Consider the following 14813-nt stretch of genomic DNA (forward strand, 5'->3'; position numbering starts at 1 on the left):
TTTGAAGCACCTGCGTACTGAAACATCTTAGTTTTCTGTACATTGTTTGGTATCAACATTGCTTTTATGGCTTTTACCATCTACTTCCTCCTGTATCAGTTCCCGGATAAGTTTCTCAGCTTTATTCGCTCGACTTCCCAGAATGTTATATCATTATAACGAATTAAACGTTGAATGACAAGGGCGGTTTCCTGTGGTATACTTGAGATATCCCGGTCAGAAAACAGAAAAACTGACCAAATATGAAAATCCAGGCAAGGAGGATCACCATTATGAAATCTATAGCAATCGTTACAGACAGTAACTGCGGCATGTCTCCCGCTCAAGTAAAAGACCTTGGCATCTACATGCTTCCAATGCCGTTTTTTATAGATGATAAGGAATATCTGGAAGACATTGACATGAACCAATCAGAGTTCTTTCAGCATCTTGAACAAAATCCAAGCTGCAGAGTTTCCACATCCCAGCCCACACCGGAATCCGTCACTACCCTCTGGGACAAGCTGCTTAAAGACTACGACGAAATCGTACATATCCCCATGTCCAGCGGTCTCTCCAGTTCCATGCAGACTGCCCGCATGCTTGCAGAAGACTATGATGATCGTGTACGTGTCGTAAACAACCAGAGGATCTCCGGAACCTTACGTTACTCTGCCATTGAGGCTATCCAGCAGGCTAAAAACGGTCTCTCTGCCGATGAAATTGGAACCTGGCTGGAAAAAACCCGCTTCGACTCCAGCATCTATATCACTGTAGCTACTCTGAAGTACCTGAAACAGGGCGGCCGCATCACTCCTGCAGCTGCAGCCATCGGAACCATGCTCCGTCTGAAACCGGTTCTGCAGATCCAGGGCGAAAAGCTGGACGCCTTCTCCAAGGCCCGCACCATGACCCAGGCAAAAAACACTATGACTAAAGCCATCAAAGATGACATTGCAGACCGCTTTGGAGAAAAGATCAACCTGGATGTCATCCACTCCCACAACCTGGAAGCAGCCGAAGAATTCCGAAAAGAAGTCCTCACCACCTTCCCGAATATCGGTGAAGTCAACATCTTCCCTCTCTCCCTGAGCGTTTCCTGCCACATCGGCCCCGGAAGTCTGGCACTCACCTGTTCCAAGGTACACCCGGAAATATGGTAAAGACTAGTCAGAAGCAATCCACATGGCCAGAGCACAGCCGGAGGGAATACTTCTGTATGGCTCTGTCTCTGGAGGAGGGCTGCTAGTCCTTAGGTTCTGGAAATCTGCGTTATTAAAAAAAGTTCGGCTATCTGAGCGGCAACAAGCCGCGAGTTCCGAACTTTTTTTAATGGTTTTAGCAGATTTTCAGGGCCTTAGAACTAACGCCCAACGGAAGCCGAAGACCATACAGAAGTATTCCCTTCGGCGTCCCTCCCGCCAACATATTTAATTTTCCTGTGTATTCTCAATCTCCACCGGCGCTTCATTCAAGATCTTCATAAACTCCTCACCGGTGATCGTCTCATGCTCATACAGATACTTGGCAATCTCATGGAGCTTTCCGATATTATCTGTCAGGATCTTCGTAGCCTTTTCATGCTCCCGTCTTACAAGCTCCACAACCTTCTTGTCCAAAAGCGTCTGCGTCTCAAAGGAACAGGTTAGACTTGCATCTCCGCCAAGATACTGATTGCTTACATTTTCCATGGCAACCATGTCAAAATCATCACTCATACCATACCTGCTGATCATCGCTCTGGCAATCTTGGTCGCCTGCTCAATATCATTGGAGGCACCGGTAGTAATGGAATGGAAGATCAGCTCTTCCGCTGCACGGCCGCCTGTAAATGTAGCAATCTTATTCTCCAGTTCTTCCTTAGTCATCAGGAAATGTTCCTGCTCATCTACCTGCATGGTATATCCCAGTGCACCGGAGGTACGTGGAATGATCGTGATCTTATGGACCGGTGCAGAATCTGTCTGCTTGGCAGCAACCAGTGCATGACCAACCTCATGATAGGAAACGATCAGCTTTTCCTTATTAGAAAGTACACGGTTCTTTTTCTGATATCCGGCAATAACAACTTCGATGCTTTCTTCAAAATCCGCCTGTGTGGCAAATTTCCGTCCGTCGCGGACTGCACGGAGAGCTGCCTCGTTGACAATATTGGCAAGCTCCGCACCGGAGGCACCGACTGCCGCCTTGGCAATTTCATCAAACCGGACTGTATCCGCAATTTTGATCTTCTTGGCATGAACCTTCAGGATTTCCTCACGCCCCTGAAGATCCGGAAGCTCAACCGGGATCCTTCTGTCAAAACGTCCCGGACGAAGAAGTGCAGGATCAAGGGAATCCGGTCGGTTGGTAGCTGCCAGGATCACAACACCCTTGGAACCGTCAAAACCGTCCATCTCTGTCAAAAGCTGGTTCAGTGTCTGCTCACGCTCATCGTTTCCGCCGCCCATTCCGGAGCCGTCACGTTTCTTGCCGATCGTATCGATCTCATCAATAAATACGATACATGGTGCCTTCTCATTGGCCTGTTTAAAAAGATCACGGACCTTGGCAGCACCCATACCCACAAACATCTCCACAAATTCCGAACCGGAAATTGAGAAAAACGGAACCTCCGCCTCACCGGCAACTGCCTTGGCAAGAAGAGTTTTACCGGTTCCGGGAGGGCCTACAAGAAGGGCACCCTTCGGCATGGAAGCACCGATTTCTCTGTATTTCTCCGGATTATGAAGGAAATCTACAATTTCCGTCAAAAGCTCCTTGGCTTCATCCTCACCGGCAACATCTGAAAATTTGATTCCCGTAGAGGATTTCACATAAACCTTGGCATTGCTTTTGCCAAAGGACATCATTCCTCCCGGTCCTCCGTTTCCCATGGAACTCATCATCTTCTTGCTGAGCCAGCGTCCCAGGAGAATAAAAATTGCGATCGGGAGTACATATCCCAGGATCAGAGATAAAAGCAGGGACTGTCTCTGCGGTGCAGTACCCTCTATACTTACGCCCGCATCGTAAAGATGGGATACAAGATCCTGATCCTCTACAGATACCGTCTTACAATAGACATCATTTCCATCTACCTTCATCGTATAATAGATATAATCAGAATTAATAGTTGCTTCATATACTTTTCCTCTGTCTACAGCTTTCAGGAAGGTGGTGTAATCGGTCTCTTTTACACTTCTCTCAGAAAGAGCAGGAAGAGCAAAAACATTCAGCAAAACAATAATTACGACCGCAATAATGTAATATACATACAGCGGCCGCTTCTCTGGTTTTTTTGAATTCAGATTCATGCAGTCTCCTCCGTTATCTTATAGTATATTGCTATATCCACAGTGCTATATCAAGTGGTACAGCCTTGTAGTACACTCTACCACTTTTTTCAGTCAATTTCAAGGATGCCTCATCCGATTTCATAAACTTTTTAGAATTAAAAATATTTCCAAATAATACCTTTATTCTGAAAAAATCCTTGCAAGCCACCTGATACTGTGCTATTATAATAAATGGTTATGCCGCTGTGGCGGAATTGGCAGACGCACTTGACTCAAAATCAAGCGGAGCGATCCGTGCCGGTTCGAGTCCGGCCAGCGGCATTCGCATAAAAGACCTGACGGAGAAATCTGTCAGGTCTTTATTATATACTATCAAAAAACACGAAAGGAATAAAAAAATGGAAAAAGACAAAAGCTTTTTAGGAACCGAGTCTGTCGGAAAGCTTCTTCTGCAGCTTGCACTTCCTACCGTTGCCGCACAGCTCATCAATATGCTCTACAATATCGTCGATCGTATCTATATTGGTCATATTCCCGGAGAGGGTGCTCTTGCCCTTACCGGTGTAGGTGTATGTATGCCGCTTATTATGGTCGTATCTGCCTTCGCTGCTCTTGTCGGAAACGGAGGCGCTCCCAGAGCCAGCATCTTTATGGGTAAAAATGACACGTCGAAAGCCGAACAGACTCTCGGAAACTGCTTCACCATGCAGATCATCATCTCCCTGATCCTGACTGTTATCCTGTTTCTCGGAAACCGCAGCCTTCTCCTTGCATTCGGCGCCAGTGCAAACACCATCGACTATGCGGTGGGTTACATGAATATCTATGCAGTAGGAACTATCTTTGTACAGCTGACTCTTGGCATGAATAATTTCATCACAGCCCAGGGATTCGCAAAAACCGGAATGCTCTCCGTATTGATCGGTGCGATCTCCAACATTATTCTGGATCCGGTTTTTATTTTCGGATTCCACATGGGTGTCCGGGGCGCTGCTCTGGCAACAGTGATCTCCCAGGCATTTTCCTGCATCTGGGTCCTCTCCTTCCTCTTTGGAAAAAAGACCTTCCTGAAGCTTCGGAAAAGCACCATGAAACTGAAAGCCGATATCATTCTGCCCTGTATGGCTCTTGGCTCTTCTCTCTTTGTCATGCAGCTCAGTGAAAGCGTTATCTCTGTCTGCTACAACTCCTCACTCTTAAAATACGGCGGGGATGTTGCAGTAGGAGCCATGACTATCCTTACCAGCGTCATGCAGTTTGCCATGCTTCCTCTTCAGGGACTTGGTCAGGGTGCACAGCCTATCATCAGCTACAACTATGGTGCACGTAACGAAAAACGTGTACGTTCTACATTTAAGCTTCTTATAAAAACAAGTGTTTCTTATTCCGTGATCCTGTGGCTGATCATTATGATCTTCCCGCAGATCTTTGCCGGAATGTTTACTTCGGACAGTACATTACTTGCTTTCACAAAAACAGCGCTCCGGATCTATATGGCAGTTGTGTTTATCTTTGGTATCCAGATTGCCTGCCAGATGACCTTTATCTCCCTTGGCAGAGCCAAAGATTCCATCATTGTGGCTATTGTCCGGAAATTTATTCTGGTCATCCCGCTGATCTATATCCTGCCCAATATTTTCCGTGCTGACCGGACAAATGCAGTTTATATGGCCGAGCCGGTTGCGGATATCTTGGCCGTTACATTTACTGCCATCCTGTTTTTCTTTGAGTTTAGAAAAGCCCTGGCAGAAATCTCCGGCAGCCGGAAGCTGTAACCCTGCATTTGACCACCTTCCGCCCTGCTCGCGATCTTATGCCTACCAGATACTTAAACATAAAACAGCCCTCTATGCATCATTACCAAGATGCATAGAGGGCTGTTTTTATATATTTCCGCTATTTTATTTCAGTTCGTCTTCATCCTGAAGAAGTTTCTCAAAAACAGGGAAGCAGTCAAAGGTTGCAAAATAATCTCTCGGTGTCTCGGCACGACGGATCATCTCAAAGCTGCCGTCCTCATGAAGAAGGATCTCTGCAGATTTCAGTTTACCATTGTAGTTATAACCCATTGCAAAACCATGAGCACCTGTATCATGGATCACAAGAAGATCTCCCTTGTCGATTTTCGGAAGCATACGGTCAATGGCAAATTTATCATTATTCTCACAGAGGGAACCTGTCACATCATATTTATGATCGCACGGCTCGTTCTCCTTACCCATAACCGTAATGTGATGATAAGCACCATACATAGCCGGACGCATCAGATTTACTGCACAGGCATCTACGCCGATATACTCTTTATGTGTATGCTTCTCATGGATTGCTTTTGTGACAAGGCAGCCATACGGTCCCATCATGAAACGGCCAAGCTCTGTATAGATCGCAACATCACCCATTCCTTCCGGAACAAGTACTTCTTCATAAACCTTGCGGACACCCTCACCGATCACACGGATATCATTTGGCTCCTGATCCGGTTTATAAGGAATTCCGATACCACCGGAAAGGTTGATGAATTTAATGTGTGCACCTGTCTCCTTCTGAAGCTTCACGGCAAGCTCAAACATAACCTTTGCAAGCATTGGATAATAATCATTGGTCACTGTGTTGCTTGCAAGGAATGCATGGATTCCAAACTCTTTGGCACCTTTGGATTTCAGGATACGGAATGCGTCAAAGATCTGCTCGGTAGTCATTCCGTATTTTGCATCTCCGGGATTATCCATGATACCGTTACTGATCTTAAATACTCCACCTGGATTGTAACGGCAGCTGATCACTTCCGGGATTTTTCCGAGAGCTTTCTCTACGCTCTCAATATGTGTAATGTCATCAAGGTTGATGATCCCACCGATCTCATCTGCATATCTGAACTCTTTCTCCGGTGTGTCATTGGAAGAAAACATGATATCGCCCTTTTTGCAGCCTACTGCCTTGGCCATCATAAGCTCTGTTTCTGAGGAGCAGTCGCAGCCACAACCATACTCCTGCAGAATATTGATCAGATATGGATTCGGTGTTGCCTTTACCGCAAAAAATTCCTTGAATCCTTTGTTCCATGCAAAGGCCTCTTTCAGGGCTTTTGCATTCTCACGGATTCCCTTCTCATCATAGAGATGGAAGGGTGTCGGAAACTTTTCAGTAATTTCGTTAAGTTTCTCAAGTGTCACAAATGGTTCTTTTTTCATAATAACTGCATCTCCTGTTTTTCCGACTGCTGTTCCCGAAGAAAACTCAGTCTTATTCTGCCTCGATCACGTGCATCATATTTGTCACTGCACCACGACCGTTTGTCATGTTGGTCGCAGGGTCTCCTGCTGTAAATACAACAAGGTCTCCTTTATGTATCAGATGACGGCTACGGACAACATTCATAGCCTGAGACATGATATGGTCCGTGGTATCTCTCTGATATCCTTTCAGAGGTGTTACACCCCAGATCAGCTGAAGTTTATGCTGGATGGTTGAGTTTGGTGTGATCGCATAGATTGGAACCTTCGGGCGGAAATTGGAGATCAGTCTGGCTGTATTTCCACTCATTGTCGGTGTTACGATAGCGTTCGCCTTCAGGTTCTTTGCAGTACGCACCGTTGCAAGTGCCACTGCACTGGAGATCTTCTCTCTTCCGTCCATGGAACGATGTTCAATAAACACTTTATAATCCAGATGCGGCTCTGTCATCTCTGCGATATCTGCCATCATCTTAAGAGCATCAACCGGATATTTACCAGCTGCTGTCTCTCCGGAAAGCATGATCGCATCGGTTCCGTCGTAGATCGCATTGGCAACATCAGCTACCTCTGCACGTGTAGGACGCGGATTACGGATCATGGAATCAAGCATCTGTGTTGCTGTGATAACCGGTGTATAATGTTCATTACACTTACGGATGATCTCCTTCTGGATGTGAGGTACCTGGCTTGCAGGAATTTCCACACCGAGATCTCCTCTGGCAACCATGATACCGTCAGATGCTTCAATGATGGAATCAATATTCTCAACACCCTCTGCATTCTCGATCTTCGCGATAATACCGATATCCTTTCCACCATTATCATTCAGAAGCTTACGGATCTCACGGATCACCTCTGCGGAACGAACAAAAGATGCCGCGATGAAATCAAATTTCTGCTCGATACCAAAGATAATATCCTTCTTATCCTGCTCTGTGATTCCCGGAAGATTTACTTTTACATAGGGAACATTTACACCCTTCTTCTCTCCCAGCTCACCACCGTTTAAGATATCACAGACAATATCGGTTCCCTTGATTGCCTTAACCTCCAACTCGATCAGACCATCATCAATGAGGATCCTGTTTCCCGGTTTTACATCCTTGTAAAGTGTCTCATATGTGATAGCAACCTTTGTGCTGTCGCCTTCAAAATCGCCAATTCCAAGTACAAACTGTTTTCCCACTTCCAGCTTAACCTTCTGTCCGTCCTTTAAAAGTCTGGTACGGATCTCCGGGCCCTTTGTGTCAAGAAGCATGGCAATAGGCATATCAAGCTCCTCACGAAGCTCCTTGATCATATCCACACGGCCCTTCTGCTCCTCGTGGTCTCCGTGAGAAAAGTTGAATCTGGCAATATCCATTCCATTCTCCATAAGAGCCTTCAGAGTTTCCCTGTTATTGCTGGCAGGTCCAAGTGTACAGATAATCTTAGTTTTTTTCATAATAATGTTCTCCTTCGTTTGTACGTTTTACTGTACGTGTTTATGTGTAAATAAATGATCCTGACAATATTCATAATTTCCGTTGCACTTTGAGCAGAAACGGAACTCCAGGTTTGGGTCATCCTTTTCGGTACGTCCGCAGATCGCACATTTATGCTTGGCGATCCCATCCGGACCGAACCCTGTTCTGGAAGGAGCCACAGCCTTCTTAAACTGCTGCCTCCTGTGGATCTCCTTCGGATTGTATCGGTTCATATCACGGGTACTGAAATAAAAGATCACAAAGTTTAAAAGTGATGCTACAATCGGTACTACACCTACCCAAAGCCCGACTCGAAGATAAGATACGATATCCCACGCAATGAACAGTCCGTATACAAAGGCCATCCATTTCATCCTGATCGGGATCACAAACATAAGAAGCAGCTGAAGATCCGGATATGTGACTGCATAGGCAAGGAAAATAGAAAGACTGATATAATATGTGGTAAAAATATTTCCGCCAAGAGAATAGGCGATCCCGTTCATCACCACATAACCACCTGTAAATACATGTAAAAGCACTGCTGCGATCACAGTAAACAAAACACCTGAAAAAATATACAATGTGTACCGGAAAGTTCCCCAGGTACGTTCCAGTGAAGTACCAATCGGATAATAGAAAAAAAAGATTGCGAGAAGGAACATCACAAGATTGCCGGTTCCTCCCACACTGGACGGCGGATAGATCACCCATGTCACCAGTCTCCAGATCTGTCCCTTCATGACCATGGACATATCAAGACTCAGCATGTTCAAAACTCCCGGAGCAAACATAGCCAGAAAATACCCCAACACATAACATCCGATGATGTAAACAGTCAGATTCGGAACCCCGAATCTTCCGAATTTACGTTCCAGTTTGTCGATAAATTTCATTAAAATCTCCTTTCAGAAAACTTTTGAAAATCAGAAAAATCGCTTCTTGGAAAGAATGATCGCTGCCACAACACTGATCGCCACAGAAATCAGGATAATGATCAGAAATCCCAATGGACTCCTTGATAAGGGCATACCGGAACCAGCCACATTCATTCCGTAAGCACTGAACACAATAGTCGGAATACTCATGACAATAGTAATGATCGCCAGTACCTTCATAACGATATTCATATTATTGGAGATGATCGATGCAAAAGCATCCATAGTTCCGTTCAGGATACCGCTGTACACATTGGCCATTTCGATCGCCTGCTTATTCTCAGTGATGACATCCTCCAGAAGATCGGTGTCCTCCGGATATTTCTTGATGCTGTCTATCTTCAGAAGCTTCTCCAGCACAACCTCGTTAGACCGAAGTGATGTGATAAAATAAGTCAGGGATTTCTGCAGCTCCAGAAGCTCGATCAGCTCTTCATTTCTTGTGGAAAGATGCAGTTTTTCTTCCACCTGCTCACTTTTTTTGTCAATGATACGCAGATAACGCAGGTACATGCTCGCATTTCTGTAAAGGATCTGAAAGATAAAACGGGTCTTCATATAGGTAAAAAAGCTCCGGACTCTTCCCTCCATAAATCTGGTAAGAACCGGTGTGTCCTCCAGACAGATGGTAAAGATCATAGACCCCGTCACAATGATGCCAAGCGGTATTGTCCCATACCAGTCCTTGTCATTACGTTCCTCGATCATAGGAACATCAACCAGGATCAGTGTATAATTATCCTCAACTTCGATACGTGACCGTTCTTCCTCATCCAAAGGGGATCGTAAATCGTCAACCTCTATATCAAACTTCTCGGAAAATTCAAAAATCTCTGTTGCCGTCGGATTCGTCAGCGCAATCCAGCAGCCTTCCTCCGGTTCCTGTATCTGGTGGATGGCTCCGTCTATTGTCTTGTAAATCCTTACCACGATTCCCACTTCCCTTCTCTTGCTTTTCTTTTGCCAGGGCAAAATTCTTTTTTATTATAAATAGTCAAAATAGCTTTGTCAATTCATACCTTTTCTTTTTAAAAGAGCTTTTAAATAATTTCACATGATCTTTACATAAAAATTCATTCTGCCTTCCACGTTCTTTACATTTTTTCCGGCTTCCTATATAATGATTCCAGAATTCCAACGAAAGGAAGTTATACAAATGAGTCAGTCATCATTCGGAAAAAAATTCGTGGTTACCACCTGGGGAGAATCTCACGGCAAGGCTATCGGTGCCGTTCTCGACGGCTGTCCCGCAGGTCTTTCTCTCTGCGAAGAAGATATCCAGGTTTTTCTTGACCGGAGAAAGCCCGGTCAGAGCCGTTATACAACTGCCCGTAAGGAAGGAGATCTGGTGGAAATCCTTTCCGGAGTTTTTGAAGGAAAGACTACCGGTACTCCAATTTCTCTTCTGATCCGCAATACAGATCAGCGTTCCAGAGATTACGGAAATATCGCATACTCCTATCGTCCCGGTCACGCAGACTTTACCTTTGACCAGAAATACGGATTCCGTGATTACCGTGGAGGTGGACGCTCCTCCGGAAGAGAAACCGCCGGACGTGTGGCAGCCGGTGCCATTGCCATCAAGCTGTTAAACGAACTTGGCATTACATTTACTACCTACGCAAAATCCATCGGTCCTGTAGAGATCCGGTCCTTCTCAGAAGAAGAGATCCGAAATAATGCACTCTGCATGCCAGATGCCGACGCAGCCGCAAAGGCATCTGCCTATCTCGAACAATGTCTGAACAGTCAGGACAGTGCCGGCGGTGTGATCGAATGCCGCATCAAAAACGTTCCTGCCGGTCTGGGCGATACGGTTTTTGACAAGCTGGATGCTACCCTCGCTCATGCGATCATGTCCATTGGTGCTGTAAAAGCTGTTGAGATCGGTGACGGCATCAACGTGACACGTCTTACCGGTTCCGAAGACAACGACGGTTTTGTACAGAAAAACGGCATTATTTCCAAAACTTCCAACCACGCAGGTGGTATTATGGGCGGTATGAGTGATGGCAGCGATATCATTCTCCGTGCACATATCAAACCTACTCCTTCCATCAGTCAGTCTCAGTCTACTGTGACCAACACCGGAGAAAACCTGGAGCTTGAGATCAAGGGCCGGCATGATCCGGTGATCGTACCGCGTGCAGTAGTCGTTGTGGAAGCTATGGCAGCACTTACCATTACAGATGCACTTTTTAACAATATGAGTGCACGGATGGATCGTATCCACGAATTTTATCAGCGGTAATTTCACATTTTGACCTGTCAGATAAAAAATTATAAATGCGCAAAAAAACAGACTCAGGGAAAGTTCCTACTCGTCCCTGAGTCTGTTTTTGTCTGCCTGTACAAGACTTACTTTGATCAATCCTGTTCTTAATCCAACTGCTCCCATGTATCCGGTACCGGCCAGATATGGATACAGTTCGGTGTCTCGATCTTTCTTGGTTTTTCGTTCATCATGATGATATTCTTTTCATAATCCACAGTGAAAACGGTAATACTGTTGCTGGCATGATTGGCAACAGCAATATGCTTGTTATCCGGGAAGATCATAAGATCCTTCGGGTAATCACCACTGATCGGAAGTGTAAATTTCTTGGTCAGAAGACCTGTTTCCTGGTCTACTGCATACATAGTCACAGTATTTTCCCCTGCTGTTGTACAGAAAAGATATTTACCGTCCGCAGAAAGAGACATACCGGAAGCTGCGTTATGGAGCGCATCATTGGAATCCTCTTTTCCAAGAGTGGTAATGCTCTGAAGCAGCTGGAACTCCGGATTCTTACCGCTTCCGTCATAGCTGTATACCTTCACCTCATTGCTGAGCTCAAAAAGAAGATATGCAAATCTTCCGTCATCACTGAAACGGATGATACGAGGGCCGCTCTCTCTCGGGCAGCGAAGAATGTCAACCAGCTCCAGTTTGTCTTTCTTCTTATTGATACGATAGATCTTAACCTGGTCGATACCATTATCTACCGCACAGAGATACTTATTATCCGGTGTCGGACGTACACAATTAACATGCGGACGGAAGTTGCGCTCTGCCACGCTTCCAAGTCCCTTGTGGAAAACGCCGTCCATAACACTTCCCAGACGGCCGTCTTTATGTGTATGTACAACCGTTACCTTACCATCATGGTACCCTGCCACATAAAGATATCTTCCGTCCACATCTGTTGCAAGATAGCAGCCTCGCATTCCGTTGATATCCACACTGTTGAGGCGGGTAAGATCACCGTTCTTGTCTCTTTCAAATACAGCTACACCCTCATCCTCAATGGAATACAGATATTTACCGTTTTTTGATACTGCCAGATGAGAAGCATTGCTAACTTCCACTTCGCTTCGTTCTGTGAGTGTTCCTTTTTCTACATCTACATCGTATACCTGAATTCCCTTACTGGTTCCATGGGTATATGTTCCCACGTAAGCCACGTACTTCTTTTTTCCCATAAGTTCTGGCCTCCTGCTTTTTACATTGGTTACGTATTTTTGTGTTTATTTTATCACAAAGCTTCTGCAAGAACAAGTTACCATCCTGTTATCTTTTGTGCAATTTTTTATGCAAAGCTGCCGTTCACTATGGCGTTCACACATGATCCACGCAAATGGATCGGCTCCTGCGCATCCATTACGCCTCTTTACAGATCTCCCAAAGCGCCTCTCATTGCTTCCAGAGTTTCATCAATTACTTCATCTGTATGCGCTGTGGAAAGGAACATCGCCTCAAACTGGGAAGGTGCAAGATGAATGCCTCGTTTCAGCATTCCCTTGAAATATTTTGCAAAAAGCTCCAGGTTGGATGTTTTTGCAGAAACATAGTCTTTTACCTCCTGGTCTGTAAAGAAAATACTTGCCAGAGAAGAATCATAGTTTACCTGATATGGAAGACCTTTTTCCTCCACGATCTTCTTCAAGCCGCCGTAAAGCTTCTCACCTTTGGCAGCCAGATCTTTATAGATTTCCTGATGCTCATAGAGATATTTCAGCTGTGTGAAACCTGCAGCCATGGCAACCGGGTTTCCGCTTAAGGTACCTGCCTGGTATACAGGACCACACGGTGAGATCAGATCCATGATCTCCTTACGTCCGCCATAAGCGCCTACCGGCATTCCTGCGCCGATTATTTTCCCGTAGGTGACAAGATCCGGACGGATACCAAAATACTCTGCTGCTCCGCCAAAGGCAAGTCGGAAGCCTGTGATCACTTCATCAAAGATCAGCAGACAATTGTGCTCATCGCAAAGCTCACGAAGCCGCTTTAAGAAACCTGGTTTCGGAGGAACCACACCCATGTTTGCTCCTACTGCCTCCACGATCACGGCTGCCACATTTCCCTCTTCCTGTTTGAGAAGTGCTTCCACACTGGCGGCATCATTGTAGGTAGCCGTCATGGTATCCTGTGTACAGCCCTTCGGAACACCGGCGCTGTCCGGAATACCACTTGCCATGACACCGGAGCCGGCACTTACCAGAAGGCAGTCACTGTGTCCGTGATAGCAACCTGCAAATTTGATGATCTTGTCTTTTCCGGTAAAACCTCTTGCTGCACGGATGGCACTCATAACAGCTTCTGTTCCTGAGTTTACCATACGGATCATATCTACATGTGGAATATGTTCACAGATAAATTCTGCGATCTCTACTTCGATTCCTGTAGCACAGCCAAAGCTCAGGCCATTTTCGCAGGCCTTGATCACACTCTCGCGGATCTCCGGGAAATTATGTCCCAGGATCATCGGGCCCCAGGAATCAATGTAATCCACATAACGGTTTCCATCTACATCATAGATGTAGCATTTATCTGCTTTTTCAATAAAACGAGGTGCCTCACCGATGGCTCCGTAAGATCTTACCGGGCTGTTTACGCCTCCCGGGATTCTTTTTACCGCACGCTCAAATAACTGTTCTGATCTTGTCATCAGCCGATTCTCCCTTCATCCATAAGTCTTGCCAGAAGCTCCGCATAATAGGTAAGATAGATCTGCGCACCGGAACGGAATGCTCCTGTAGCCATCTCACCAACGATCCTTTCTTCGTCGATCCAGCCGTTTGCAGCTGCTGCTTTTACCATTGCATATTCACCGCTGACACTGTATGCCGCAACTGGTACATTGGTAGCTTCCTTTACCTGCCAGATCATATCCTGATATGCAAGAGCCGGTTTTACCATGATGATGTCCGCACCTTCCTCAACATCTGTAAGGGCTTCTTTCAGACCTTCTCTGCTGTTGTGTGGGTCCATCTGGTAACTCTTTCTGTCCCCAAAAGACGGAGCAGAATCTGCTGCCTCACGGAACGGGCCATAAAATGCAGAAGCATATTTTACTGCATAGGACATGATCGGTGTTGTATAATGTCCGGCCTTGTCCAGACACTGACGGATCGCTGCAACACGACCATCCATCATATCAGACGGAGCAACCATATCTGCACCTGCCTCCACGTGGGAAAGTGCTGTTTTTGCAAGAAGCTCCAGCGTCTTGTCATTGTCCACATCATGACCGCAGAGAACGCCGCAATGGCCATGGGAAGTGTACTCACACATACATACATCTGTTACATAATAAAGCTCCGGAAATTTCTCTTTTGCAATGCGAAGAGCTCTCTGAACGATCCCCTCCGGATCATAGGCACCGCTGCCCACTTCATCCTTATGGTCAGGAATACCAAAAAACATCACACTGCCTACACCGGCTTTGGAAAGCTGTTCCAGTTTATACGGAAGACGGTCCAGGCTGTAACGGTACTGCCCGGTCATGGACGGAATTTCTTCTTCCTTATTTTCTCCTTCCATTACGAACATAGGATACATAAGAGAAGATTTATCCATTCTTGTCTCACGTACCATCTTACGAAGGTTTTCGCTACCTCTTAATCTTCTTGGTCTTTTTGTCAGTTCCATGA

The 14813-nt window shown here is 45.7% G+C and carries 11 protein-coding genes, 1 tRNA gene and 1 pseudogene; 4 read left to right on the forward strand and 9 right to left on the reverse strand.

Going from position 1 to position 14813, the window contains the following annotated elements:
- Positions 1-27 precede the first annotated feature (27 nt).
- A pseudogene (locus DMI82_RS20795) lies at positions 28-138 on the reverse strand (IS607 family transposase); the annotation flags it as partial.
- A gap of 134 nt (positions 139-272) precedes the next feature.
- Between DMI82_RS20795 and DMI82_RS10575 the strand changes: the two are divergent.
- Positions 273-1142 (forward strand): DegV family protein, encoded by an 870-nt coding sequence (locus tag DMI82_RS10575; protein ID WP_110103269.1) that lies wholly within the window; start codon positions 273-275, stop codon positions 1140-1142.
- Between the two features lie 267 nt (positions 1143-1409).
- Here the strand turns inward: DMI82_RS10575 and ftsH are convergent, their stop codons facing one another.
- Positions 1410-3275 (reverse strand): ATP-dependent zinc metalloprotease FtsH, encoded by a 1866-nt coding sequence (gene ftsH / locus DMI82_RS10585; RefSeq protein ID WP_015525255.1) that lies wholly within the window; start codon positions 3273-3275, stop codon positions 1410-1412.
- A gap of 221 nt (positions 3276-3496) precedes the next feature.
- On the opposite strand from ftsH, the gene DMI82_RS10590 reads away from it, so the two are divergent.
- Positions 3497-3578 (forward strand) — tRNA-Leu (locus DMI82_RS10590).
- A gap of 77 nt (positions 3579-3655) precedes the next feature.
- Positions 3656-5032, forward strand: coding sequence for an MATE family efflux transporter (locus DMI82_RS10595; protein ID WP_110103270.1), 1377 nt, complete (start codon positions 3656-3658; stop codon positions 5030-5032).
- 126 nt (positions 5033-5158) lie between these two features.
- Here the strand turns inward: DMI82_RS10595 and DMI82_RS10600 are convergent, their stop codons facing one another.
- Genes DMI82_RS10600 through DMI82_RS10615 form a run of 4 tightly spaced genes read right to left on the reverse strand, consistent with a single transcriptional unit; the run spans position 5159 to position 9827 of the window.
- The gene (locus DMI82_RS10600) at positions 5159-6448 is read right to left on the reverse strand and encodes a diaminopimelate decarboxylase (RefSeq protein ID WP_059085911.1); all 1290 of its coding nucleotides are present in this window, start codon (positions 6446-6448) and stop codon (positions 5159-5161) included.
- A gap of 52 nt (positions 6449-6500) precedes the next feature.
- Positions 6501-7937 (reverse strand): pyruvate kinase, encoded by a 1437-nt coding sequence (gene pyk / locus DMI82_RS10605; RefSeq protein WP_110103271.1) that lies wholly within the window; start codon positions 7935-7937, stop codon positions 6501-6503.
- Positions 7938-7964: 27 nt separating this feature from the next.
- Positions 7965-8855 (reverse strand): hypothetical protein, encoded by an 891-nt coding sequence (locus tag DMI82_RS10610; RefSeq protein WP_110103272.1) that lies wholly within the window; start codon positions 8853-8855, stop codon positions 7965-7967.
- A gap of 30 nt (positions 8856-8885) precedes the next feature.
- The gene (locus DMI82_RS10615; protein ID WP_022426904.1) at positions 8886-9827 is read right to left on the reverse strand and encodes a magnesium transporter CorA family protein; all 942 of its coding nucleotides are present in this window, start codon (positions 9825-9827) and stop codon (positions 8886-8888) included.
- A 226-nt stretch (positions 9828-10053) separates the two neighbouring features.
- On the opposite strand from DMI82_RS10615, the gene aroC reads away from it, so the two are divergent.
- Positions 10054-11148, forward strand: a complete 1095-nt coding sequence (gene aroC / locus DMI82_RS10620; protein WP_110103273.1) for a chorismate synthase — start codon at positions 10054-10056, stop codon at positions 11146-11148.
- A 128-nt stretch (positions 11149-11276) separates the two neighbouring features.
- Here aroC and DMI82_RS10625 read toward each other — a convergent pair whose 3' ends face one another.
- The 3 genes from DMI82_RS10625 to hemB all read right to left on the reverse strand — a co-directional run bounded on the left by DMI82_RS10625 (position 11277) and on the right by hemB (position 14811).
- Positions 11277-12359: a lactonase family protein gene (locus DMI82_RS10625; protein WP_022426906.1), complete on the reverse strand. Its 1083-nt coding sequence runs from the start codon at positions 12357-12359 to the stop codon at positions 11277-11279.
- 188 nt (positions 12360-12547) lie between these two features.
- Positions 12548-13828 carry a glutamate-1-semialdehyde 2,1-aminomutase gene (hemL, locus tag DMI82_RS10630; RefSeq protein ID WP_015525262.1) on the reverse strand — a complete coding sequence of 427 codons (1281 nt, stop codon included), beginning with the start codon at positions 13826-13828 and terminating at the stop codon, positions 12548-12550.
- On the reverse strand, positions 13828-14811 hold the full coding sequence (gene hemB / locus DMI82_RS10635; RefSeq protein ID WP_110103274.1) for a porphobilinogen synthase: 984 nt from the start codon (positions 14809-14811) through the stop codon (positions 13828-13830). The genes hemL and hemB overlap by 1 nt, the downstream gene beginning before the upstream one ends.
- Positions 14812-14813 lie beyond the last annotated feature (2 nt).

It is taken from the genome of Blautia sp. BCRC 81119 (assembly GCF_003184505.1).
In the GTDB taxonomy this organism is placed as follows: Bacteria; Bacillota; Clostridia; order Lachnospirales; family Lachnospiraceae; genus Blautia_A; species Blautia_A fusiformis.